Source organism: Tolypothrix sp. PCC 7601 (assembly GCF_025677855.1).
Classification (GTDB): domain Bacteria; phylum Cyanobacteriota; class Cyanobacteriia; order Cyanobacteriales; family Nostocaceae; genus Aulosira; species Aulosira diplosiphon.
In genome coordinates this window covers 2,163,401-2,189,301 of sequence record NZ_CP064879.1, presented here as the reverse complement: position 1 = coordinate 2,189,301, position 25,901 = coordinate 2,163,401, and the positions used below count along the sequence as shown (strand labels likewise).

The window sequence follows — 25,901 nt, the reverse complement described above, 5'->3', positions numbered from 1 at the left end:
AACTTTCCAAGACGGATTTTGGATTGACCATTCTCAATTACCCATTCCCCAGTCCCCAGTACCCAGTCCCCAATACCCATTCCCTATTTCTTCTTCTGATTCGCTTGTGCGTCTTGCCCTTCTTGTAAAGACCAACCATAGGGTTTATCAGAAGTGACCACACCATTAGCCATAGTTGTCAGCCGGAAATTTGCCGCCCGGAAGTTAGTAAACAGCAATGTAGCACCTTTGAGGTTAGCTGCTTCTAAATTGGCACTGATAAAACCAGCATAAGAAAGATTGGCATTTTCTAAAGTTGCTGATTTTAAATTTGTACCTGTTAAAGAAGCACCAGTAAGATTTGCAGAAGTCAGAACCGCAGCTTCCAAATCCGCACCAGTGAGGTCAGCATTTGTCAGGTTCACTTGGGATAAATTAGTTGCCTTCAAATTAGCATCTCGTAAGTTTGCACCAGCTAAATTCAGTTGTGTAAGGTCAGCACCGCTTAAATCGCACCGGGGACAGGAACTTGCGGCTTTTAATTGATCAACGTCTTGCTGATTGAAGGCTAAAGCTTGTTCTGCTAACCCAAAACAAGCTAACAGGCTAAGGATAGCAACAATCTTGAATTTCATATGTGTTACGGATATTCACTAAACTAGATGATATGTAATATCTTGTACTATTGAAAGGCCATAATACTTACATTGTTCCCTTACCTTGCAGGCGAGGCAGCGTGACAGATTACAGTTTATTCGCGGATACAAGATGTAGTATCACAACTATAGCCGTTGTCATACCAAACATATCCGAATTTTTCGCTAAATTACAGCTAATGAAGCGTCAATGAAGAAGTTATAAAATTAGTATAAATTCTCGTGGTTATACTACCCAAATGCAAGTCTAGGGTTTAGAATCGTCTCGTAACCAACTATACTGAACCTCTTATAGACTACCACATATTGCGATCCCCCAAGCTCACGAGAAAGAGCAGCTTGGGGGATCTTAAATTTTTTAGAGGAAAAGCAATCAAGAACATTGAGAATATAGCGGTCTGAAAAATCAGGGCTATTAGTACGCCAAAGCATTACGCCAGCTTCTTAACCTCCCAATTAATGATGTAGAAATTGCCCAACTCGCACAACAAGCGGAAATTCATTATGCAGGTGTGCAATGCGGGATTATGGATCAGATGGCTTCGAGGCTAGCTGATACTGAGCATATGCTATTTTTAGATACTCGTACTCTAGAACAGCGTGTGTTACCTTTAGCTTCAGATGCAGAGATTGTAGTCATAGATAGCGGTGTGCCTCGTAGTTTAGCTAGTAGCGGATATAACTAAAGACGCGCAGAATGTGAAGCGGCGGCGCGATCGCTAGGAGTTAAAGCACTGCGCGACATTAGCGATGCTAGTGCTGTGGAAGATTTACCAGAACCCTTAAAACGGCGTGCGCGTCACGTAGTTACAGAAAATAACCGCGTTTTGGAAGTGTTGCAAGGAGTTTCATCTCAACGTTTTGGTGAATTGATGAATGCATCCCATGCTAGCTTGCGGGATGATTACGAAGTTTCTGTACCAGCATTAGATACATTAGTTGATATTTTGCAGAAAACCCCAGGCGTTTTGGGCGCAAGGTTAACGGGTGCTGGTTTTGGTGGTGCTTGTGTAGCTTTAGTATCAGGGCAAGGCAAAGCTTCGGCGATCGCAAATCAGGCCCTAACAGCATACAATCAATCTGGTTACACTGGAAAAATTTTGGTGCCAGAAACTTTTGCCACATAACAAATGACAGATAAAAAAGTTGTTTTCGGTAATGCACAACAGGAAGGCGCAAATCGCTGGGGATGGTTCATGGGACACTTTATTACTCCTGTGGACGATCCACGTTCTACAGAAGAGTTAGAAGTTAAATGGGGTATTCATAAAGCTGGTGATAGTAGAAACCAATGGGTAATAAATAACCAAGCTGCTACTATTTCAATTCTGATTAATGGAAAATTTCGTTTGCAATTTGAAGAGAGAGAAATTGTATTATCCCGTGAGGGTGATTACGTTCTGTGGTGTGCGGGTGTACCTCATACTTGGATAGCTGAATCTGATTGTACGATTTTAACTATTAGATGGCCTTCTAAACCTGGTGATAGTGTTGGAATTACAAACAAGTAGGAAGGCAAAATTTTGCGTCTATAAATCATTATTTACTAGATAATGTTATATTTTAAAACTGCAAACCCTTATTTTGTAAATTCTGCTCAATCTGCTGTATATTTTCTACTGTTTCTCCCGCTACTATCCCATAAATTTCGGTGTAAATTTTGCCGTATTTAACCTTCTCTAAAGCCGATAAAATTATCAAGTCTTTGCGTTCTAATTCTGGTTATAAACTCAATAAAATAGCGTCAAATGTTCCATCTATGCGGTAGTCAGTAGAATATTTAGCTACTTCCTTTCCTAAATTTAATAGAGTATGGCGCTGCAAGCAAAGTGGAGTTGAACTATTAACGCGAAAATTAGCATCTATTATATAAAATACTTCTGCAATTACCTGATCAAAAAGGTATTAATTGTAGAGTTATGAATCTTCTATCTATAAGTATAAAAAAAGTAGCTATAAGTATTAAACAATTATTTTCTATCTCTAACTTTCGTATTAGCGCTGATGCCATACTCTCGCTGCTAAATTATCCTACATGAACTTCAAAAATCAAATATGAATCCTATACAATTACCAAGACTTAATTATTTATATGATTCTAGTTAAAAATTTCAGTCCTGAGAAGCATAACAGCTTGTTTAATATTTCCAAAATTCTATTGAATATGTATAACTACTTACAAAATATAAAAGCTTAAAAACTAGTATAAAAGAGCATTTCTACTTAGAAAAATGCAGCAATAAATCAGAAAATATTTTTCTAATCTAAAATTTTGAACTAAACAATTATATATATAGTAATCTGCTTTCAGGATGTATCTTATTCTGAATCTACCAATTATCCACAATCAACCAAAATTCACAAACATAGAAAATTAGACAAAATCTAAATTTCTTAGTTGGAATTTTGAATTGGTACTCAAGCATTGATTACAAGAACCAAGAAAGTTTATCCCTTTTCGCAGTATTTCTTCTAATTCTGTAGAGATTGTTGGTTAGTACCCATACCTACACACTAAATTTTCGTTTCAATTGAGGAAATTAACATGGTTACCATACAACCTCAGAACTCCCAAATTGATCGGTTAATGCGCGATCGCGTCGTTCTTATTACTGGTGCGAGTCGCGGAATTGGTGCTGCTACTGCCAAATTGTTCAGTCGTCATGGTGCAGCAGTAGGAGTAAATTACTACAGTAGCGAGAAAGCTGCTCAACAAGTTGTGGAAGAAATTTCGTCAGATGGAGGAAAAGCACTAGCAGTCAAGGCAGATGTTAGAGACTCTCAGCAAGTAAATGCAATGGTGCAAGCAGTTTCTAAGGCTTTCGGTGCAATTGATACCCTGATAATTAACGCCAATGCTAATTTTCCCATTGCACCTTTCGTAGATTATCGCTGGGAAGATTTTGAAACCAAATTACTAGGAGAACTTCAAGGAGCCTTTTTTCCTTGTAAAGCAGTTGTACCATCAATGATGGAACATCAACGAGGTTGCATTATTGCGATTAGTAGTGGGTTATCTCGCAATCCTGGTGAGGGATTTTCCGCTCATAGTACTGCTAAATCAGGATTGGATGCTTTTGTGAAAAGTTTAGCATTAGAACTCGGGGCGCACGGAATTAGAGTGAATGCGATCGCACCGGGATTGACTATCACAGATGCAACTGCAAGATTACCTCAAGAACACAAAGCAGCAGCGGCTAAATTTACACCTTTGAAAAGAAACGGAATGCCAGAAGACATCGCTAGTGCAATTCTCATGTTAGCTTCTGATGAAGCCAGATTTATTACAGGTGCTTATTTACCTGTTAGTGGCGGCGATCAAATGCTTTGATACCACTTTGGAAAAAGAATACAAAATCTAATCTAGGGACACAATATACATTGCGTCCCTATATATTTTTTATTTCCTTTTCAACTTAGTAGTTCTTGCTTCTACCGAATTAATTACGAATTTGTAATTAATTTCGGTGCTTTTGTATGTGAACCATATAGTTCCACAAATCTTTTAAACAGCAACATTGTTTGATGATTAGAAGCAAAATTTATATTAAATAACCTCTCAAGATTTTTTTCGCCCAAGTTGCGTAAATAAGGTAAGTCTTCAAACAGCGTCAAATAAGCAGCTAAATGCAATAAGATTTGCAAGATAGGCTTTGGCCATTCTAGATCACTGTAGATTTCTATAAATAGATAATGCTCACTTTGAGTTAAAGGTAATGCATAAAACATGACAGTGATGCGTTTGCCATTGTAAACCGGAATACTCAGTTCAACTGTGTAGGGAGTATGTAAGATTAAATCAACTTCCACAATTGGTTGTCGCCAAATCCTCAGCGCATTAACTGGAGATTCTAAAATTGTTTGAAATTGGATTTTACCCCCAATCTCTGTAGGCTGAAACGAGTTGATATTAATGACTCGCAGATTGTTCAGGCTAAACTTGTGGATAGTTTCTAAATGTTTTAAATTCAACAAATGATAGATTTGGCACAGATAAGGAAAAGGTAAAATATATTCCTGGCTGATCATGTGCCGCTTTTTTAAATCAAACTTGCTATCTTGAATTGGGCATAAAGAATTTGCATTGCTATTTACATCTTGCTCTGGTCTTAAATACAGCCAACTCAAAAAGAAAAATGATGCTGTAAATAGCTGAAACACTTCCAAAGTAGATATATAACCATCGGCAAATGTAGCAAAACTTCTATCAGTTATACCAAAAAGCCAAGATGGAATACCCGCTAGCCAAATACCATTTTTGAGATTGAGGATAAAAAGACCAAATTCAAATTCTAGAGATTGAGTAGCATTTTCAGCAGTTGCATCACTCTGCTCATGTATGAGGTTAGTAGGCATATTCTTCAAAATAAAATCTATCGTTATGGCAATAATTACTATCTGCAATTGCCTCAATTCTAGCTATAGATAATTTCATCAACCTCTACCTATGGCTGGAAATAGAATTACCCAATAGCTATGTAATTTAATACAGTTAATATCAAAAATTCTTGCTCAAATAAATAATATACATTTATCTAAAAAGTAATTTTAGTTACTGCGTAAATCAATGACTGTATATTTTATTTCTGAGATTTACTTAGCAAATTTATATAAAATATTTCTTGAAGAAGAGGTCAAATCATATAATCTGATTCAGAAAATTAAGACTAAAGCAAAGATATTGAGTTTTAAGGCGCAAGATTAGGTTGATTATTTGGGTTTTGAAATAATCCTTGGTCTCATCTAGTAAAAGCTGTGGATCACTCGTAACTATTTCCTCTACCCTACAAAAGCAATCTGATCAGCTGTAGCAGTAGTAGTTGCGCTGATTGCTACTCACATTGAAATAATTACACTAATTGAGGTTCATGAAATTTCAATCAATGAACTCATCAACATATTTAGTTGCACCCAGCAGCAACAACTGCTTGTGTAATATCAACAGAACAATTAGTACCTCAACCTATAGAATTACTACCGCTTTAGCGGTATTATTTTTAAATATTTTCGCCAAAATTCCCAGAGACAGCAGCAATGACTATTCGCCATGCGACTGAAATTGACTTACCAGCTATTGTGGCAATTTACAATGCTGCAATTCCTACCCGCATGGCTAGTGCTGATTTAGAGCCAGTGTCAATAGAAAGCCGTCTAAATTGGTTTCGCGGGCGATCGCCTTCACACAGACCCCTTTGGGTGATAGAAGTAAATAGTGTAATAGCTGGGTGGCTGAGTTTCCAATCTTTTTACGGACGGCCAGCTTACAGTAAGACTGCCGAAATTAGCATTTATATTGCTCCAGAGTTCCAAAAATGCGGATTAGGACAACAACTTTTAGCACAAGCAATTAAGCAAAGCCCAGATTTAGGCTTAAAAACTTTAATTGGCTTTATTTTTGCTCATAATCAGCCCAGTTTAAAGCTATTTGAACGATTTGGATTCACGCCTTGGGGACATTTACCCAACATCGCAGAACTTGATGGTGTAGAACGTGACTTAGTAATTATGGGGCTACGACTCACTAACTAATCACAACACAGAGGACTTATTTTCTGTAGCTTGAATAAAGGCTTCAAAATCACTTCCTGGTGTCCATTGAATCGCGCCATCTCGCCCCGTAAAGAAAAGTTTCGTTTGACTTTGGCTAAGTTCAGATAAAACCTTTGGTTCCAAGTCAGGGGAAGATGCGATCGCAATTTCTGGTTGTAGCGCTAAAACTAAATCCTTTAAAGATTCCGGTACACACCATAGCACTTGGGGACGAGGTAAACTCCCAGACTTAACTAACTGTGCAATTTCTTTAGACTTGAGGTTACCTACTAATAACCAATTCTGACCTTGAATTTGCAATTGCAACATCGGCAACTGCTCATTAATTAATTGTGCCACTACCGAGCCAGTAGTAATTGCTTGTCCCAATGCCAAAGGCTGATATAAGCCTTGACGCTGTTGGACGTTCTGTTGAATTACCTGCGCTTCCACAATGTTTTCTGGCTTAGGGGGATAGCTGTAAAAATTTTTGATAGGTAAGCGCTGCATGACTTCCAGCCAACCACTACTCTCATGATCTTGAAAATCAGTGGCGATCGCCCAATCAATTTGATTCACACCTTGCTGTTGTAAAAATGGTAAGATTGTGAAGCGTCCTGTACTTTCATCTCCACTATTAATTAGCGTGACTGTGCCCCTGTCTTGAATAACTAAAACTGGTTCTGCACCTGCTGCTAATACAGTAATTCGGAACAAACTGTTAGCAGAATGCCAAACTGGAATAAGTACTAAACCGATGGCAATAAAACTAGCAAACCACCAGCGTTGTCGCCACCAACGTGCTAAAACAACTAATAAAATTAATGTATAGAGAGTGAGCATTTGCCAAGGGGAGATACTCCCCACAGCAAAGGAATTACCAGGTAATTTGCTAAAAAATTCTACTAATTTAATTAGCCAATCAGTAGGGGGATGCAAAATTCCTGCTAAAAAACTGCCAGCGTCCGGCCAAATTAATGCTGCTAAGGCACTAATAATTCCACCGATACTAATAATAGAAATCAACGGGGTGGTAATAATATTGAGGATTAAACTGTAAGACGGTACTACCCCAAAGAAAAACAACTGCAACGGTAAAGTCCAAATTGTTGCGGCTAACGGGACAGCAATCAAAGATGCGATCGCAGGTGGTAACCAACCCAAGCGTTGAATAATCGGTGGTACTGTGACAACTAATCCCAGCGTCGCTAAAAAGCTAAGTTGAAAACCCAAATCCCAAATCCATAACGGATTAAATAGTAATAATATTGTTGCCGCTAGTAATAGCGAGCCTAACTGTTTTACCTTTCTTTTTAAAGCTAATCCTACTAATGCCGCAAAACCCATAATTACGGCTCTTAAAACCGCAGGTTGAAAACCAGTTAAACTCAAGAAAATCAGCAATCCTAAACAGCCAAGGATAAATTGAGTTACCTTTTTAGAACGCCTCGTTAACTGTAATATTACGCCTAAAATCAACGAAGTCTGAAAACCAGAAGCTGCTAAAGCATGAGCCAAGCCAGCCTGGACAAATAAATCGCGGATATCATAAGGTAAATCAACAGTTTTGCTGCCTAAAACCATTGCACTGACAAGCGGCCCTTCTGGAATACCCAGCCAACGAACTTGCGATCGTACTATTCGCTCGCGAACTTGCCACCATCCCCATTTACGCGGTTCTTCATCTAAAATATTTATCTGTCTACCTGTTAAACCCGCAAATGTAGCTTCTTGTTTGAGAAACTTTTGAAAGTCAAAAGCACCAGGATTGGATGCTGCTTTTGGCTTGTACAAAATTCCAGTTACCGCAATTTGTTGACCTGGATATAAGCCAGTTGCTTGCAGTATCGGCACTGTAACATATAACTTACCCGTTACCCCTTTACTTACACCTGCGGGGCCATCACCTTTTTTGACTTCATCTAGCTGAGTCGCTTCCAACCAAAATTGTCCTCGCTGAGTCCGAGTTAACCTTGGTGTACTTGCCACTTCACCACGCACACTTACTACTTGTTCTTGATTACTACTATTTCCTGGCGGGACGAATTTACTAATATCTTTTGGCCCTGGTTCTGGTACTCGCCATTGAAAATACAGGGTAGCCAGCAAACCTACCAAACCTGCAACTAACCAAATTCGAGGTTGGGGAGTATTTTGCCAGAAACTAGATATTGCCTTAGCTTTAGTCGCAGCATTTTCTGGTTTTTGACTAAGTTGCCGTGATTTAAGAAAACGTAGCCGCAACAGCACTGCTATCAATATTCCTAGCAAAAAAATCCATACACCGCCCCAAGGAACTGCTGTAAATAGTAGCCCCAGAATATAGCCAAGACAGATAATTACACCACTAGCCTGAATCATAAGACTTCTAATACAAGTACTTGCTGACTATAAAATGAAACCCGCAGATGCGGGCTGTGTTTGTAGAGCCAGTGACTACCAGTCTTATGGGGCACAGGCTTTATTTGTAGAACTTTTTGCAATAACTTTATCAAAAAGATGTGCCTAAATTAAACCCTAGTACCGCATGGATAAACAAAATCAAAATTGCTGTAGTCGGCTTTCAAGAGCAATCCAATTGCCTAGAGTTAGACAATGGAACCAAAATTCAAGTGCAATTGCACAACTTTTGTATACACCGGAGCTTTTTGAGGGAGTTCTCAGGATTTACCTAACTTGTAATTATCCTCAGTGTTAATCTCTACTGTTTAACTTACGGCATTTTTGAGTAAGGGAAAACCTAACTTCTCCCTTTGCTCAACATATAAAGTAGCTACTTTCCGTGCTAAATGCCGAATTCTAGCAATATATCGAGTCCGTTCCGTCACAGAAATTACACCCCGTGCATCCAGTAAATTAAAAGTATGAGAACACTTAATAACATAGTCTAAGCCAGGTAAAACCAATCCCCGTTCAGTCAATTGAGTAGCTTCCTGCTCATACAGATTAAACAGTGTCAACAACATTTCCGGATTCGACGCTTCAAAGTTGTAAGTACACTGTTCAATTTCCGCTTGCAGGAAAACATCACCGTAAGTAATGTTGTCCGTCCATTGAATCTTGGTGATGGCTTCTACCTGCTGGAGGTACATCGCCAATCTTTCTAAACCGTATGTAATCTCAATCGAAACCGGACGGCAATCAATTCCCCCACATTGTTGGAAGTAGGTAAATTGGGTAATTTCCATTCCATCTAACCAAACTTCCCAACCAGTACCCCAAGCGCCCACAGTAGCATCTTCCCAGTTATCCTCAACAAACCTTATGTCATGGTCTTCAGGATGAATCCCTAACGCTCTTAAAGAATCAAGATAAATCTCTTGGATATTATCTGGTGAAGGTTTAATCAGAACTTGGTACTGATAATAGTATTGAAAGCGATTAGGGTTTTCACCATAGCGCCCATCTGTAGGACGGCGGCAAGGTTCCACATATGCCACAGCCCAAGGCTCTGGCCCTAGCGCCCGTAAAAAAGTATGGGGATTTTTCGTACCTGCTCCCTTCTCAATGTCGTAAGGCTGGGCAATCAAGCAACCGCGATTCTCCCAGAATTCATGCAATGAAGCTATTACCGACTGAAAATTCACGCTCTACCTTTCCTTCTTCAGCACAGTGCATCAACCATTGTTACCTAAACCCAGCACTGTGAGGAGTTTTGCGACGCAAAAACAAAATCTCAAAAAATTTCCCGAAAAAAAGTTGACAAACGGAAGTAGGCTCGATATATTAGATAAGTGCCTGAGAGCGGAGCGCGAAAAGCGGCGCTGGTAGGGACACCGAACCTTGAAAATCATATAGTTTGAAAGCCAGTATATAACATATACCCTGCGTCAGTAAAGAGAATTACCGGACTGAGGTATAAATCAGTCGATTAAGAGCTAAACGAACTTTATCTACAAAATGGAGAGTTTGATCCTGGCTCAGGATGAACGCTGGCGGTATGCTTAACACATGCAAGTCGAACGGTCTCTTCGGAGATAGTGGCGGACGGGTGAGTAACGCGTGAGAATCTAGCTCTAGGTCGGGGACAACCACTGGAAACGGTGGCTAATACCGGATGTGCCGGAAGGTGAAAGATTTATTGCCTAGAGATGAGCTCGCGTCTGATTAGCTAGTAGGTGTGGTAAGAGCGCACCTAGGCGACGATCAGTAGCTGGTCTGAGAGGATGATCAGCCACACTGGGACTGAGACACGGCCCAGACTCCTACGGGAGGCAGCAGTGGGGAATTTTCCGCAATGGGCGAAAGCCTGACGGAGCAATACCGCGTGAGGGAGGAAGGCTCTTGGGTTGTAAACCTCTTTTCTCAAGGAAGAAAAAAATGACGGTACTTGAGGAATAAGCATCGGCTAACTCCGTGCCAGCAGCCGCGGTAATACGGAGGATGCAAGCGTTATCCGGAATGATTGGGCGTAAAGCGTCCGCAGGTGGCAATGTAAGTCTGCTGTTAAAGAGTGAGGCTCAACCTCATAAGAGCAGTGGAAACTACATAGCTAGAGTGCGTTCGGGGCAGAGGGAATTCCTGGTGTAGCGGTGAAATGCGTAGAGATCAGGAAGAACACCGGTGGCGAAAGCGCTCTGCTAGGGCCGCAACTGACACTGAGGGACGAAAGCTAGGGGAGCGAATGGGATTAGATACCCCAGTAGTCCTAGCCGTAAACGATGGATACTAGGCGTGGCTTGTATCGACCCGAGCCGTGCCGGAGCTAACGCGTTAAGTATCCCGCCTGGGGAGTACGCACGCAAGTGTGAAACTCAAAGGAATTGACGGGGCCCGCACAAGCGGTGGAGTATGTGGTTTAATTCGATGCAACGCGAAGAACCTTACCAAGACTTGACATGTCGCGAATCCTCTTGAAAGGGAGGAGTGCCTTCGGGAGCGCGAACACAGGTGGTGCATGGCTGTCGTCAGCTCGTGTCGTGAGATGTTGGGTTAAGTCCCGCAACGAGCGCAACCCTCGTTTTTAGTTGCCAGCATTAAGTTGGGCACTCTAGAGAGACTGTCTGGTGACAAACCGGAGGAAGGTGGGGATGACGTCAAGTCAGCATGCCCCTTACGTCTTGGGCTACACACGTACTACAATGCTACGGACAAAGGGCAGCGAGCTAGCGATAGCAAGCAAATCTCATAAACCGTGGCTCAGTTCAGATCGCAGGCTGCAACTCGCCTGCGTGAAGGAGGAATCGCTAGTAATTGCAGGTCAGCATACTGCAGTGAATTCGTTCCCGGGCCTTGTACACACCGCCCGTCACACCATGGAAGCTGGCAACGCCCGAAGTCATTACTCCAACCATTCGTGGGGGAGGATGCCGAAGGCAGTGCTGGTGACTGGGGTGAAGTCGTAACAAGGTAGCCGTACCGGAAGGTGTGGCTGGATCACCTCCTTTTAGGGAGACCTACCCAACTTTGAAATCAATTGCAAACAGTCAATAGAGACAAAGATGGTCTACTCTAGGTCGGTCGCAGGTATAGTGAAGGCTTTCAAACTATAGAGAGGTTCTCAATTATGGGCTATTAGCTCAGGTGGTTAGAGCGCACCCCTGATAAGGGTGAGGTCCCTGGTTCGAGTCCAGGATGGCCCACCTGAACAAGTAAAAAGAGCAAAGTAAAAAGTAAAAAGAAAGTGTAAATTCTTTTGAATTTTTCCTTTAAACTTTTACCTTGTGGATGGGGGTTTAGCTCAGTTGGTAGAGCGCCTGCTTTGCAAGCAGGATGTCAAGCGGTTCGAGTCCGCTAACCTCCACATGATATCTGTTGTGACAGCAGCAAAAGTGAATATATCACAGGTAAAAATTAGCCAAAAGTGATAGAGTGAGTAGTTTTTGTGTTCATAGCAGAGAATGTGGTAAGATAAGAGATTGTGGGTAAATTCAGCAATTGACGTCAAAAAGAGTCAAACTGCTGGAAATAGTCCAGCCAGAACCTTGAAAACTGCATAGTAACGCGAAAAATAGCAGGCAGACGAAATTTCAAGTAATGAGTGCTGAGTGCTGAGTGCTAAGTGTAAAACACAAAGGCTCCCATGAAAGTAGTCAGGAAAGAGAAAGAGTTTGCAGATGTGAAACCAAATGTATTGTGGTCAAGCTAATAAGGGCTGATGGTGGATACCTAGGCACACAGAGGCGAAGAAGGACGTGGTTACCGACGAAATGCTCCGGGGAGTTGGAAGCAGACTATGAGCCGGAGGTATCCGAATGGGGCAACCCTATGTACTACCTGCTGAATATATAGGCAGGAAAGAGCCAACCCAGCGAATTGAAACATCTTAGTAGCTGGAGGAAGAGAAATCAATTAAGAGATTCCCTCAGTAGTGGTGAGCGAAAGGGGAAAAGCCTAAACCAGTTGGTTTACTGACTGGGGTAGTGGGACAGCGATATCGAATCTAGAGGTTAGACGAAGCAGCTAAATACTGCACCAAAGAAGGTGAAAGTCCTGTAGTCAAAAGCTGAAGGATAGTAGCTGAATCCCGAGTAGCATGGGGCACGAGGAATCCCATGTGAATCAGCGAGAACCACCTCGTAAGGCTAAATACTACTGTGTGACCGATAGTGAACCAGTACCGCGAGGGAAAGGTGAAAAGAACCCCGGGAGGGGAGTGAAATAGAACATGAAACCATCAGCTTACAAGCAGTGGGAGTCCGATTCAACGGATGACCGCGTGCCTGTTGAAGAATGAGTTAGCGACTTATAGGCACTGGTAGGTTAAAGCGAGAATGCTGGAGCCAAAGGGAAACCGAGTCTGAAAAGGGCGATAATCAGTGTTTATAGACCCGAACCCTGGTGATCTAACCATGTCCAGGATGAAGCTTGGGTAACACCAAGTGGAGGTCCGAACCGACCGATGTTGAAAAATCGGCGGATGAGGTGTGGTTAGGGGTGAAATGCCAATCGAACCAGGAGCTAGCTGGTTCTCCCCGAAATGTGTTTAGGCGCAGCGGTAATGATTATATTTGGGGGGTAAAGCACTGTTTCGGTGCGGGCTGGGAGACCGAGTACCAAATCGAGACAAACTCAGAATACCCAAAGCACACATTGCCAGTGAGACAGTGGGGGATAAGCTTCATTGTCAAGAGGGAAACAGCCCAGACCACCAGCTAAGGTCCCCAAATCATCGCTAAGTGAGAAAGGAGGTGAGAGTGCATAGACAACTAGGAGGTTTGCCTAGAAGCAGCCACCCTTGAAAGAGTGCGTAATAGCTCACTAGTCAAGCGCTCTTGCGCCGAAAATGAACGGGGCTAAGCTGATGTACCGAAGCTGTGGGATTTGTTGAAAAATAAATCGGTAGGGGAGCGTTCCGTGGTAGGGAGAAGCAGTAGCGGCAAGCAGCTGTGGACGAAACGGAAGTGAGAATGTCGGCTTGAGTAGCGCAAATATGTGTGAGAATCACATACCCCGAAACCCTAAGGGTTCCAGAGCCAGGTTCGTCCGCTCTGGGTTAGTCGGGACCTAAGGCGAGGTCGAAAGGCGTAGTCGATGGACACAGGGTGACTAATCCCTGACTAAGGTATGGGAGCATTGCTAGGGACGCATGAAAGATAGCTACACCCTGATTGGTTTGGGAGGAGTTTACGAACTCCGAGTAGTGATTCGATTGTGCCAAGAAAAGCTAGGAATGTGATGAACATATCTTACCCGTACCCGAAACCGACACAGGTAGGGAGGTTGAGAATACCAAGGGGCGCGAGATAACTCTCTCTAAGGAACTCGGCAAAATGGCCCCGTAACTTCGGAAGAAGGGGTGCCCACGAGAGTGGGTCGCAGTGAAGAGATCCAGGCGACTGTTTACCAAAAACACAGGTCTCCGCAAACTCGAAAGAGGAGGTATGGGGGCTGACGCCTGCCCAGTGCCGGAAGGTTAAGGAAGCTGGTCAGCGAAAGTGAAGCTGGCGACCGAAGCCCCGGTGAACGGCGGCCGTAACTATAACGGTCCTAAGGTAGCGAAATTCCTTGTCGGGTAAGTTCCGACCCGCACGAAAGGCGTAACGATCTGGATGGTGTCTCAGAGAGAGACTCGGCGAAATAGGAATGTCTGTGAAGATACGGACTGCCTGCACCTGGACAGAAAGACCCTATGAAGCTTTACTGTAGCCTGGAATTGTGTTCGGGCTTCGCTTGCGCAGGATAGGTGGGAGGCAAAGAGATATTCCTTGTGGGGAATATGGAGCCAACGGTGAGATACCACTCTGGCGAAGCTAGAATTCTAACCTCGCACCCTTACCGGGTGTAGGAACAGTTTCAGGTGGGCAGTTTGACTGGGGCGGTCGCCTCCTAAAAAGTAACGGAGGCGCGCAAAGGTTCCCTCAGCACGCTTGGAAACCGTGCGGCGAGTGTAAAGGCATAAAGGGGAGCTTGACTGCAAGAGTGACCACTCGAGCAGGTACGAAAGTAGGCCTTAGTGATCCGACGGCGCAGCGTGGAATGGCCGTCGCTCAACGGATAAAAGTTACTCTAGGGATAACAGGCTGATCTCCCCCAAGAGTCCACATCGACGGGGAGGTTTGGCACCTCGATGTCGGCTCATCGCAACCTGGGGCGGAAGTACGTCCCAAGGGTTGGGCTGTTCGCCCATTAAAGCGGTACGTGAGCCGGGTTCAGAACGTCGTGAGACAGTTCGGTCCATATCCGGTGCAGGCGTAAGAGCATTGAGAGGAGTCCTCCTTAGTACGAGAGGACCGGGAGGAACGCACCGCTGGTGTACCAGTTATTGTACCCACAGTAGACGCTGGGTAGCCAAGTGCGGAGCGGATAACCGCTGAAAGCATCTAAGTGGGAAGCCCACCTCAAGATGAGTGCTCTCACTACAAATGTAGGTAAGGTCACGGGCAGAACACCCGTTGATAGGCTCTATGTGGAAGTGCAGTAATGCATGAAGCAGAGGAGTACTAATAGACCGAGGGCTTGACCTCATCAATCATTGGTTATTTCGCGTTACTTGCAGTCTTCAGGGTTTTGTTGACAGTTAACTGTTAACCGTTAACCGTCAACCAACCACAAGTTTTCCTGGTGTCTATTGCGCTGTGGAACCACACTGACTCCATCCCGAACTCAGAGGTGAAACGCTGCTGCGGCCACGATAGTCTAGGGGTTGCCCTACGCCACAATAGCTCGATGCCAGGTCTATTCATGAAACAACACAAATTGCCTCTCCAATAACATAAGGAGGGGCTTTTTGTTTTATAGCCATAGCCATGTTCTTTAGGACTTTAAGAGGATGTTTGAAAAGTCGGTCAGGCAGTAAAAAAGCCCAGGCTTTTGGTTTTGAGTTAATTCCTCAGTCCTCAGAAAATCTGGTTTCTTAGAAGAGGGATTAAAAACTCCATTAAATTTAGAAATAGCTATATCTGCGCTGCTACGCGTTATAACAATGCATATCTTTTTACATTCTTAAAATACCCGATAAAAAAAGTCGGGTATGTTTGACTGGTATTTCTACTCGTGTTAGTATCATGCGACAGTTGACAGACAAACAGGGAAAGCTAGGTTTATGACTCAGACAAAATCCGCACTTAACGAAGCAGCCACATATTTTCAAGCCTTGAAGTGTAAGGAATGTGGTGAGGAATATGAACTAAAAGCCAACCATGTTTGTGAGTTATGCTTTGGGCCTTTAGAAGTTAAGTATGACTACAATGCTCTGCGTCATTCTGTCACTCGTGAAAAAATTCAAGCTGGGCCGAATTCTATTTGGCGTTACCGTGCCTTTCTGCCTGTAGCAACTGACAATGTTATAGATGTGGGAACAGGTATGACTCCCCTGGTTCGTTCTCACCGTCTGGCTCGTCGTCTGGGTTTAAACAAGCTTTATATTAAAAATGATGCTGTCAATATGCCCACCCTTAGCTTCAAGGATCGGGTGGTTTCAGTTGCTTTAAGTAGAGCTAGAGAATTAGGCTTTACCACTGTTTCTTGTGCTAGTACTGGTAATTTGGCTAATTCTACAGCAGCGATCGCAGCTCATGCTGGTTTAGATTGCTGTGTGTTTATCCCTGCTGACTTGGAAGCAGGTAAAGTCATGGGTAGCCTGATCTACAGCCCAACATTGATGGCTGTGAAGGGTAATTACGATCAGGTTAATCGTCTGTGTTCGGAAGTAGCTAATACACATGGATGGGGTTTTGTCAATATTAATCTTCGCCCTTACTACTCTGAAGGTTCTAAGACTCTAGGTTTTGAAGTTGCTGAACAATTGGGTTGGGAATTACCTGACCATATTGTGGCTCCTCTAGCATCTGGTTCGCTATTTACAAAAATTTATAAAGGATTCAAAGAATTCGTAGAAGTTGGTTTAGTAGAAGACAAGAAAGTCCGTTTTAGCGGCGCGCAAGCTGAGGGTTGTTCTCCCATCGCGCAAGCATATAAAGAAGGACGTGATTTTATTAAACCAGTCAAACCAAATACCATTGCTAAATCTATTGCCATTGGCAACCCAGCAGATGGTGTTTATGCCGTAGAGATAGCTAACAAAACAAACGGTAATATTGAATCAGTCAATGATGCAGAAATCATTGAAGGCATCAAGCTGTTAGCTGAAACAGAAGGCATTTTCACTGAAACAGCTGGTGGTACAACAGTTGCAGTGCTGAAAAAATTAGTAGAAGCTGGCAAAATTGATCCAGATGAAACTACTGTGGTATACATCACTGGCAATGGTTTGAAAACTCAAGAAGCACTTCATGGCTATATTGGCGAACCTTTGACAATTGATGCCAAACTCGACAGTTTTGAACGCGCACTAGAGCGTTCTCGCACTCTTGATCGTTTGGAATGGCAGCAAGTACTCGTCTAAAGGATGAAAGGTAAAGGATGAAAGATTAAACTCAATCCTTCATACTTCATACTTTATACTTCTTATTTCACACTTCTTACTTCAATTATGTCTGTAACAGTTTTAGTTCCCACGGCTCTTCAAAAATTTACCAATAACCAAGCTACATTAGAATGCAGTGGCAGTACGATCGCAGAATTATTTGATTCTTTAGAACAAAGCTGTCCTGGTATTAAAGCGCGCTTGTGCGATGAAGCAGGAGCACCACGGCGCTTTTTGAATTTGTATGTCAATAGCGAAGATATTCGCTTTCTGGATGGCACAGCTACACCTCTCAAAGATGGTGATGAAGTCAGTATTGTCCCTGCTGTTGCAGGTGGTTGATAAAGAGAAGTTTGAAATTTGTTAAATATACATTAATAAGCGTGCTATTACGGCACGCTTATGCTTTTTGGGTATGGGCATTGGACAATAGTTATTTCTCCCCAAACTACCTACCTCTATGAATATTTAGCAATAAATCTGCAAATTTTGTCTTCCTTGCACCAATAACTTGAGCATAGATATATAAAAATTTGTATGCTGAGGTTAATAGGTCTTAATAGTTCTTTTTAAAACTGGTGCAAGAAGATTTTAGGTTAATTGTTGATTTAGTCTCAGTTCTGGCTGTCGCAGCATGTGGCGGACTGTTTGCAGCGCTGTTACGACAACCTGTGTTGTTAGGGTATCTCATCGGCGGGATGGTGGTGGGGCCGGCGGGACTGGGATTGATTAAAGAAGTTATCCAAGTAGAGACTCTGGCTCAGTTTGGGGTCGCTTTCTTGTTATTTGCTTTGGGTGTAGAGTTTTCCTTTGCAGAACTGAAGAAGGTAAAAGCGATCGCTCTGGGTGGTGGAGGGCTACAAATTGCGCTGACGATTTTAATCACGGTTGTGATTTGCGGTGTCACTGGTGCTTGGGGAGCCTTACCTGCGAAGGGTGTGTTTTTGGGGTCAATTCTTTCTTTATCTTCCACCGCAGTTGTCCTCAAATGCTTGATGGAAAGCAATGAAACAGACACGCCCCACGGACAAGTAATGCTGGGTATTTTGGTGGTGCAGGACTTGGCATTAGGGCTAATGCTAGCAGTCCTACCAGCGCTGCATGAACCAGGTGAAGCGATTGGGGTCGCGGTGGTGACAGCGCTGGTACGCATTGGCTTATTTGCAGCTGGTGCAGTCGTCGCTGGGATTTGGCTGATTCCACCACTGTTACGACTTCTGGCTCGCACTGAAAGCAAAGAACTATTTTTATTAGGTGTAGTGGCACTCTGCTTGGGTATTGCCCTGCTGACAGAGTATTTAGGGTTATCAATTGAGATGGGGGCGTTTGTCGCCGGTTTGATGATTTCCGAAGTGGAATACGCCGACCAAACTTTAACCTATGTGGAGCCGCTGAGAGACATCTTTGCCAGTTTATTTTTTGCATCCATTGGGATGTTAATTGACCCAGTGTTTTTGTGGAAAAACCTGGAATTGATTTTGGGTTTAGTGGCAATAGTTTTCGTCGGTAAGTTTTTAATCATTACACCTTTGGTAAAACTATTCCGCTATCCCTTAAAAACAGCTTTAATTGCTGGGCTGGGGCTGGCTCAAATTGGGGAATTTTCCTTTGTACTTGCCAGTGAAGGGCAGGCTTTGGGCTTGGTTTCGCGTACAGTGTATTTACTGATTTTAGGAACTACAGCTGTAACACTTGTTATTACCCCGTTTGTACTACGGTTGGTACCATTTTTATTTACTGTGGCAGAATCTATGCCTTGGTTGAAACCTTATTTAGAAGAAGTCCAACCTCGGGATATCTCCGAAGATTTGCCATTAAAAGGTCATGTAGTAGTTTGTGGTTATGGGCGAGTAGGCAAAAATCTGGTCAAATTATTACAGCAACACCAGCTACCTGTAGTCGTCATCGACCAATCTGAAAGCAGAATTCAGAAATTGCGGGAAGCAGGAGTGCCTTATGTATATGGCAATTGCGTGAGTTTACATGTTTTAGAAACTGCTGGGGTAAATCATGCCAAAGGAATGGCGATCGCACTTCCTGACCCCATGAGTACGCGTCTTTGCCTTAAACGCGCTTTAGAATTGTGTCCAGAATTAGATTTAGTTGTCCGCGCTACTCAAGATAAAAATATTGAAGTGCTTTATCAATTAGGCGCTAGGGAAGTTGTACAACCTGAGTTTGAAGCCAGCTTAGAAATGGCAACCTATTTATTAAAAGGTTTAGGTTTGGCAGGAGATTTTGTGCAACGGGAAATGCAGCAAATTCGCAAAGATCATTATTTGGACTTGCGGCCAGAACAGACCGCCTCGGAAGTTTCTCGTAATTTAGAATACGCAACACAAGATTTAAATCGCCGTTGGTATCCCCTACCATCTGGTTCGCCCCTGATTGGTATGAGCTTAGAAGAAGCAGATATGCGTTACTTAATTGGGGTGAGTTTAATGGCAATTCGCCGCGCCAACGGCGAAGAAATTGACTATCCCAATAACCAAACCCGATTGGAAGAAGGCGATCGCTTGCTGGTAGTGGGAGCAGATGAAGAACTAGCAGCTTTGGCAGAATTTGCTGTTGGTAGAACAGCCGTCCCCGGAGAAAATAGCGCTTGTCAGTGGACAGCAATTAATGCTGATACCCCAATTTTAGGTAAAAATTTAGCAGATTTAGATATTACTAACAAATACAGCGTCAAAGTAGAGGCAATCCGGCGTGATGGTAAATTTATCCGCTCTCCTGATAGCCACATGGACTTGCGAGACGGCGATCAAGTATTGTTATGCGGCAGCTTAGAGAGTCTCAATCAACTACAACCTTTATTTACTACATCTGAGGCAGTGCCGCTATCCATACCAATTGTAAAAACTGATGAGGCAGAAGCCCTAAAAGAATTTCTGCCTGTAGATCAGTCAAGAAATTAAATGGCATGGTTAAAGAAACATAACCTGCAAATACAAATTTGGGGAATTTAGCCAGCAAACAAGCCTAAATTTTAGGCTTAATGTAAGCGATCGCCTGCTTCCAAATTGTAGTTTGCTGGCTGTTCTCGTCCACAATACAGACACAGTGTGGATCTTGCCAAATGATCCTGCCTGTGACCAAATCGCCTGTCATCAGTTTGAAATCTACTGTTGCTGTATTTTTAATCAGGTTTTGTACTTGCCGAATACTCGGCAGTGAAGTATCGAATTCCGTAAGGGTTTTTGGTGGTGATGAATGCATAGGGGATTGGGGATTGGGGATTGGGGGATGAGGGAGATGAGGGAGATGAGGGAGATGAGGGAGATGAGGGAGATGAGGGAGAGAAATTCTTATGCCCCATGCCCAATGCCCCATGCCCAAATGACCACTTTCTCATCCATAATCGACAGTAACTAATCTTTGATAATTCATCCTTGGGTAAATGGCAATCGAATTTACTAAGTATCACGGTTTGGGGAATGACTTTATTCTCATTGATAATCGCTCTTCATCTGAGCCAGTAATCACTCCAGAGCAAGCAATCAAGTTGTGCGATCGCCACTTTGGTATCGGTGCGGATGGTGTAATTTTTGCTTTGCCAGGAGAAAACGGTACTGATTACACTATGCGGATTTTTAATTCCGATGGTTCAGAACCGGAAATGTGCGGTAATGGTATTCGCTGTTTAGGTGTGTTTTTGGCTGATTTAGAGGGCGAAGCGAGAACTCAAGACTTATATCGCATCCAAACTTTGGCTGGTGTCATTACACCGCAACTGATGGCGGATGGTCAAGTGAAGGTGGATATGGGTTTACCCAAACTACTGGCTAGCGAAATTCCCACTACCTTGACTGCTGCAGATACCAAGGTAATTAATCAACCGATAGAAGTGGCAGGTAAAACTTGGGAAGTTACCTGTGTGAGTATGGGCAATCCTCACTGTATTACCTTTGTGGAAGATGTAGCCGCAATTCCTTTAGAAAGCATTGGCCCGCAGTTTGAACATCACCCAGTTTTTCCCCAACGCACAAATACCGAATTTATTCAAGTTGTCAGTCGTGATTACTTGAAAATGCGAGTTTGGGAACGAGGTGCTGGTATTACCTTAGCTTGCGGTACTGGTGCTTGTGCTTCCTTAGTAGCTGGTGTGTTAACCGGAAAATGCGATCGCATTGCCACTGTAGAACTACCTGGTGGCCCCTTACAAATTGAATGGTCAGAAATTGATCAACGAATTTATATGACTGGCCCAGCAGAACGAGTTTTTACTGGAAAGTTATAATCTCTTCCATAGGCAGGTATTTGGCCTGCCATACCCAAAAACTGAATTTGGTAGGATATGAGCAACGAGAATCACATCCTACCCTTATGCGATCGCCATTTCCGGGGATGAATCCCTACCTTGAAAATCCTGAACTGTGGCCAGAATTCCATCATTGGATCATCACAGCTATTGCAGAGTTATTAGTTCCTCAACTACGACCAAAATATCGGGTAGCAGTAGAAAAACGAGTATATCAAGTAACCGATGAAAACTTTGTTCTAGTTGGTATCCCTGATGTAAGTGTAGGGCGATCGCTCACAAAAACTGAAGCAGAACCATCTAGCATGGCGGTTGTAACGCCAGCCGTTAAGCCGATTACAGTTAATGTTCCCATGCCGGAGGAAGTGCGAGAAGGATATTTAGAGGTGAGGGAAGTAGGGACAGGGGAAGTTGTCACAGTAATTGAGGTTCTCTCACCCAAAAATAAGCGTTCAGGAGAGGGACGGAGTGCTTATGAAGGGAAGCGTCAACAGATATTAGGTAGTTTGTCTCATCTGGTGGAAATTGATCTGCTAAGGGGCGGAAAACCTATGCCTATTTTAGGGAATGAGATTCAGTCCAGTTATCGAATTTTAGTGAGTCGCAGCAACTCTCGCCCCAAAGCTGAGTTATATCCGTTTAATTTGCCAGAACCAATTCCATCCTTGCTGTTACCACTGCGAAAGGAAGATACAGAACCATTATTAGATTTGCAAACATTGTTACATGGGGTGTATGACCGGGCTGGATTGGATTTGGCTATAGATTATACTCGTGAGCCTGTGCCACCATTATCGGCAGAAGATGCAGTTTGGCTTGATTCTTGGTTGAAAGAGCAAGGTTTAAGGCAATTAAGTTGACGCACAAGCTCAGAGGATTAAAAGTTTTTTAATTTGGAATTTGCTGTTAGGGCACTGAGATAATAGTGCCAGAGGATTCTGGTAGCAACTGCACGCCAAGGCCGCCAATTTTGGGCGATCGCTTCTATTTGTGTGGGTGTGGGGCGTGTTGTTAATCCTTTGAGCTTTTGTAAAGCGATCGCTATTCCTAAATCACCTTTGGGAAACACATCAGGACGTTGTAGCGCCATCAGCAAGTAAATATCAACTGTCCAGTCGCCAATCCCTTTGATACGCTTTAATTCAGTTCTAATAGTCGTTTCATCCATTGTCTCTAGTTGAACTAAATTCAGTTGACCATGAGTAATTGCCTGCGCCAATTCTCGACAATAGAGCATTTTTTGCCGACTAAACCCAACTCCTCTTAATTGCATATCGTCAAGCGTTAAAAAATTCTCTGGTGTGAGTGGTTGGATCGCTTCACATAGGCGTACATAAACCGCCCTGGCTGCTGCTAAGGAAACTTGCTGTTCTAGAATAATCCGCAGCAAAGTAGGAAAACCCCTTTCTCTTTCCCACATTGGTGGCGGCCCAAATTTTTCGAGAATGCTAGCAAAATCACTGTCAAGATGAGCAAGCACCCTCAAAGCATGGGTAAAAGTTTCTGGAGTTAGTGATTCTATTTGTGGTGTTGGAGAAATCGTTTCTTTTAAAGTCATTGTTTAATTAAATTGGGAATTTAAAATTAGGTTTGCTCAATAAAATTGTGCAGATGTTTAGACCGTTGTTGAAATTAAAAAATATTAAAGATATACAATATTATGTAAATAATTAGAATTATAAAAACTCTTTATTAATGAAGCGTATACTTTTATTTAAGCGTGCTAAGAAGTAATACACATCGTAATAACGATTGCCAAGAACAGCAATGAATTAATTGAATACTAAGAATTTTGGTAGGTGGCATTGCTAGATATTGCGTTCAGACTTTAATGATCAGTAGTACTTACTGTGGATACTATTCAGCACTAATTTAGGATCTGTTCACCCGATTGGGGGAATGCGATCGCATCAAGCAGAATTACCCTGAAATAAGGAGTAGTTTTGCTGCTGACAGCAATGATGTTACCCACATCAAAATTGTCAAGGTGGCAACAATTGCCTCAATTACATTAGTTCCTGGCTGTACAAAGGCACAAAAAGTGGATGAAACTGTAAAATTACTGCATAAACCAGATTTTCCACATAGGACTCTAACTTTGTTGGAGAAAATTGCTGCTAATTTACCGGGAATGATTTTCCAAGTCCTGCAACATGAGGATGGTTCTGAACAGGTGATGTATGTAAGTTCTGGTTGTCGTGAACTATATGAATTAGAACCAGAAGTTATTCAAGCAGATTTGCAGGTACTACACAAACTAGTTCATCCACAGGATGCGAACAGCCTCGCAGAATCTATTGAGGTTGCAAAAGCTACTTTGTCACCTTGGCGTTGGGAAGGCCGCATCATTACACCGAGTGGCAAAATCAAGTGGATTCAGGGCGCTTCTCAGCTAGAACTACAAGATAATGGTGATTGGCTGTGGGAGGGTTTGGTAATGGATATTACAGACCGCAAGCAAGCAGAAGAGCAATTGCGAACCAGCGAGAGGCGCTATAAGGCGATTTTAGATGTGGTTCCCGATTTGATGTTTCGCCTCAGCCGTGATGGTGAGTATTTGGATTTAAAAGGCGATGGTGCAAATATAGTTTTGCCCAGAGAAGAGATAGTTGGTAAAAATTTGGCAGATATATTGCCAACAGATGTAGTTGCAATTGGCCAAGAAGCGATCGCTAAAACTTTGGATTCTCATCATTTGCAAACCTGTGAATATCAATTACCAACGCCTTTAGGAATTCGCGATTATGAGGCCCGTTTGGTAGCTAGCGATACGGATGAAGTATTAGCAATTGTCCGAGATATTACGGAGCGTAAACAAGCAGAAGCAAATTTGCAAAGTCTGGCACAAAAGTATTCTAAAGCTTTTCGTTGCAGTCCCAATCCCATCAGTCTCAGCACCCTGCAAGAAGGACGCTACATCGAAGTTAACGACAGTTTTGTCAGGCTTTCGGGTTTTGAGCGAGAAGAAGCGATTGGGCGCACATCTTTTGAATTAAATATGTGGGTCAATAACCGCGATCGCATGAAATTATTACAACACTTGCGAGACCTGGGTATGGTACGGAACTTAGAAATAGAATTTCGCGCTAAATCAGGACAGATTCTCACATCACTGCTATCGGCAGAAATTATTGAATTAGATGGCACTCCCTGCATCTTAGCAGTCAATCATGACATTACTGAACGTAAGCAGGTAGAAGCTAAATTGCGCCTTTCCGCCCAGCGCGATCGCTTATTGACGGAAACTTTAGCGAGAATTCGCTCTTCCCTTAACTTAGAGCAAATTCTGCAAACTACGGTGACGGAAGTTAGGCAATTTTTACAAGCTGACCGAGTTTTTATTGGTCTCAATGATCCCAAACAAGGAGGTAAAACGGTTGCGGAATCAGTAGACCCCAAATATCCCGCCATTTTGGGTTGGACAACTGAAGATAAAACTTATCTCCAAGAATTAAAAAATCTCCTGACTACTAATCGGGTGCGTTTAGTAGAAGATATCGATCAAATAGCTGCATCGCCCAAATTAAAGGAACACTATCAACAATTCCATACCAGGGCGACCTTGGCTGTACCAATTATGGTCAATAATGAATTATTGGGGGCATTAGTTGCTAACCAATGTTCTGGGCCGCGTCATTGGCAAGCTATAGAAATTGATTTACTCCAACAAATGTCCGAGCAGTTAGCGATCGCTATTCAACAAGCTCGACTTTACCAAGAACTAGCAATACTCAATACTAATTTAGAACACCAGGTAGAAGAACGCACCGCCCAACTCCAGCAGAAAATGCAGGAACTAGAAGGACTGCAACGGGTAAAAGATGTAGTATTGCATACCGTTGCTCACGATTTGCGAACTGCAGTGATGGGTAATTTATTGGTGCTGAAAAATTTACTCAAAAATCGCGGACAAAATCAGGAAGCCACCCCATCGGAAATTCCTGTCCCGCGTTCGGTAATTGAGCGAATGATTCAAGGTAATGATCGCCAATTAGGAATGATTGACTCATTGCTAGAAATTCATAGCTGTGAAGGTCAAGAAATGGCCCTGCGCCGGGAATTGGTACATTTTAGTACGCTGCTGGAGTCGATTATTAAAGACTTGCAGCCGATGCTCAACCAAAACCAAGCCATACTGAATAACTTACTGCCTGACGATTTACCATTGGTGATGGCAGATCCCACTCAGTTGCAAAAAGTCGTGGCTAATTTATTTACCCACAGATTGCAAAATAATCCCCCAGGATTACGTTTTACCATTAAAACCAAAATTGAACCTGGCATGATTCGCACCGAAATTCACGATAATGGTATCGTTATGAGCAAATTAGAGTGCGATCGCTTATTCGATTTATCTGTTCGCGAACCCCAAGCTTGTTGTTCCACCAGCCTAGCTTTAAAAATGTACCTCAGTCGGCAAATTATTCAAGCACATGGTGGCGAAATAGGTGTGATTAGTAGTCGCAAGCATGGTTTAACTTTTTGGTTTTCATTACCCTTAGCCACTCCATCACCGGTAATTCGTAATTCGTAATTCGTAATTGATATGAAGCTGATACGCACCTAGTAGTAAGCCAAGGTAACGCAAGCGGGGTAAAGGGGAAAGGTTTTTGTCCCTTACCCTTTTCCCTTTAACCTTTACCCAACCTCCACCTCTTCAATGCGTAATAGC

The 25,901-nt window shown here is 42.8% G+C and carries 16 protein-coding genes, 2 tRNA genes, 3 rRNA genes and 2 pseudogenes; 16 read left to right on the top strand and 7 right to left on the bottom strand.

What is annotated here, in order from left to right:
* Positions 1-83: 83 nt before the first annotated feature.
* Complete coding sequence (locus HG267_RS09170; protein WP_045874503.1) at positions 84-614, bottom strand: pentapeptide repeat-containing protein; 531 nt, start codon at positions 612-614, stop codon at positions 84-86.
* Positions 615-1,060: 446 nt separating this feature from the next.
* Between HG267_RS09170 and HG267_RS09165 the strand changes: the two are divergent.
* Together HG267_RS09165 and HG267_RS09160 are read left to right on the top strand one after the other, a co-directional pair.
* Positions 1,061-1,762: pseudogene (locus HG267_RS09165) on the top strand (galactokinase); the annotation flags it as partial.
* 3 nt (positions 1,763-1,765) lie between these two features.
* Positions 1,766-2,146, top strand: coding sequence for a signal peptidase I (locus HG267_RS09160; RefSeq protein WP_045874504.1), 381 nt, complete (start codon positions 1,766-1,768; stop codon positions 2,144-2,146).
* A gap of 52 nt (positions 2,147-2,198) precedes the next feature.
* Here the strand turns inward: HG267_RS09160 and HG267_RS09155 are convergent.
* Positions 2,199-2,507 (bottom strand): annotated as a pseudogene (locus tag HG267_RS09155) (carbamoylphosphate synthase large subunit); the annotation flags it as partial.
* Positions 2,508-3,180: 673 nt separating this feature from the next.
* Between HG267_RS09155 and HG267_RS09150 the strand changes: the two are divergent.
* A complete protein-coding gene (locus tag HG267_RS09150) occupies positions 3,181-3,966 on the top strand; it encodes an SDR family NAD(P)-dependent oxidoreductase (protein WP_045874505.1) in 786 nt (261 codons plus the stop codon).
* A gap of 113 nt (positions 3,967-4,079) precedes the next feature.
* Here HG267_RS09150 and HG267_RS09145 read toward each other — a convergent pair whose 3' ends face one another.
* On the bottom strand, positions 4,080-4,991 hold the full coding sequence (locus tag HG267_RS09145; protein WP_045874506.1) for a hypothetical protein: 912 nt from the start codon (positions 4,989-4,991) through the stop codon (positions 4,080-4,082).
* A gap of 678 nt (positions 4,992-5,669) precedes the next feature.
* Between HG267_RS09145 and HG267_RS09140 the strand changes: the two genes are divergently transcribed.
* Positions 5,670-6,164 (top strand): GNAT family N-acetyltransferase, encoded by a 495-nt coding sequence (locus tag HG267_RS09140; RefSeq protein ID WP_045874507.1) that lies wholly within the window; start codon positions 5,670-5,672, stop codon positions 6,162-6,164.
* On the opposite strand, the gene HG267_RS09135 is transcribed toward HG267_RS09140, so the two are convergent.
* Together HG267_RS09135 and glyQ are read right to left on the bottom strand one after the other, a co-directional pair.
* Positions 6,165-8,525: a ComEC/Rec2 family competence protein gene (locus HG267_RS09135; RefSeq protein WP_045874508.1), complete on the bottom strand. Its 2,361-nt coding sequence runs from the start codon at positions 8,523-8,525 to the stop codon at positions 6,165-6,167.
* Between the two features lie 347 nt (positions 8,526-8,872).
* Positions 8,873-9,751 carry a glycine--tRNA ligase subunit alpha gene (glyQ, locus tag HG267_RS09130; protein ID WP_045874509.1) on the bottom strand — a complete coding sequence of 293 codons (879 nt, stop codon included), beginning with the start codon at positions 9,749-9,751 and terminating at the stop codon, positions 8,873-8,875.
* 310 nt (positions 9,752-10,061) lie between these two features.
* Between glyQ and HG267_RS09125 the strand changes: the two genes are divergently transcribed.
* From HG267_RS09125 to HG267_RS09090, 8 genes are all read left to right on the top strand, one after another.
* Positions 10,062-11,551, top strand: a 16S ribosomal RNA gene (locus HG267_RS09125).
* A gap of 121 nt (positions 11,552-11,672) precedes the next feature.
* Positions 11,673-11,746, top strand: a tRNA-Ile gene (locus HG267_RS09120).
* A gap of 87 nt (positions 11,747-11,833) precedes the next feature.
* Positions 11,834-11,907: transfer RNA gene (locus tag HG267_RS09115), tRNA-Ala, on the top strand.
* Between the two features lie 334 nt (positions 11,908-12,241).
* Positions 12,242-15,070, top strand: a 23S ribosomal RNA gene (locus HG267_RS09110).
* Between the two features lie 93 nt (positions 15,071-15,163).
* A 5S ribosomal RNA gene (gene rrf, locus HG267_RS09105) occupies positions 15,164-15,281 on the top strand.
* The 16S, 23S and 5S rRNA genes sit together here with 2 tRNA genes alongside, the layout of an rRNA operon.
* Positions 15,282-15,648: 367 nt before the next feature.
* The gene (gene thrC / locus HG267_RS09100; protein ID WP_045873013.1) at positions 15,649-16,950 is read left to right on the top strand and encodes a threonine synthase; all 1,302 of its coding nucleotides are present in this window, start codon (positions 15,649-15,651) and stop codon (positions 16,948-16,950) included.
* 87 nt (positions 16,951-17,037) lie between these two features.
* Complete coding sequence (locus HG267_RS09095; RefSeq protein WP_045873012.1) at positions 17,038-17,313, top strand: MoaD/ThiS family protein; 276 nt, start codon at positions 17,038-17,040, stop codon at positions 17,311-17,313.
* Between the two features lie 236 nt (positions 17,314-17,549).
* Positions 17,550-19,886, top strand: coding sequence for a cation:proton antiporter (locus HG267_RS09090; protein WP_045873011.1), 2,337 nt, complete (start codon positions 17,550-17,552; stop codon positions 19,884-19,886).
* Positions 19,887-19,950: 64 nt separating this feature from the next.
* Here HG267_RS09090 and HG267_RS09085 read toward each other — a convergent pair whose 3' ends face one another.
* Entirely contained in the window at positions 19,951-20,187 is a 237-nt protein-coding gene (locus HG267_RS09085; RefSeq protein WP_045873010.1) for an Hfq-related RNA-binding protein, read from the bottom strand.
* A gap of 20 nt (positions 20,188-20,207) precedes the next feature.
* Here HG267_RS09085 and HG267_RS09080 point away from each other — a divergent pair, with 20 nt between their 5' ends.
* The 3 genes from HG267_RS09080 (at position 20,208) to HG267_RS09070 (ending at position 22,089) form a co-directional block, all read left to right on the top strand.
* Positions 20,208-20,339 (top strand): histidine kinase, encoded by a 132-nt coding sequence (locus HG267_RS09080; RefSeq protein ID WP_096622078.1) that lies wholly within the window; start codon positions 20,208-20,210, stop codon positions 20,337-20,339.
* A gap of 29 nt (positions 20,340-20,368) precedes the next feature.
* Positions 20,369-21,208: a diaminopimelate epimerase gene (dapF, locus tag HG267_RS09075; protein WP_045873009.1), complete on the top strand. Its 840-nt coding sequence runs from the start codon at positions 20,369-20,371 to the stop codon at positions 21,206-21,208.
* 86 nt (positions 21,209-21,294) lie between these two features.
* Positions 21,295-22,089, top strand: coding sequence for a DUF4058 family protein (locus HG267_RS09070; RefSeq protein ID WP_045873008.1), 795 nt, complete (start codon positions 21,295-21,297; stop codon positions 22,087-22,089).
* A gap of 17 nt (positions 22,090-22,106) precedes the next feature.
* Here HG267_RS09070 and HG267_RS09065 read toward each other — a convergent pair whose 3' ends face one another.
* Positions 22,107-22,787, bottom strand: a complete 681-nt coding sequence (locus HG267_RS09065; RefSeq protein WP_045873007.1) for a DNA-3-methyladenine glycosylase family protein — start codon at positions 22,785-22,787, stop codon at positions 22,107-22,109.
* 483 nt (positions 22,788-23,270) lie between these two features.
* On the opposite strand from HG267_RS09065, the gene HG267_RS09060 reads away from it, so the two are divergent.
* The gene (locus tag HG267_RS09060) at positions 23,271-25,763 is read left to right on the top strand and encodes a PAS domain S-box protein (protein ID WP_045873035.1); all 2,493 of its coding nucleotides are present in this window, start codon (positions 23,271-23,273) and stop codon (positions 25,761-25,763) included.
* Positions 25,764-25,901: the final 138 nt, after the last annotated feature.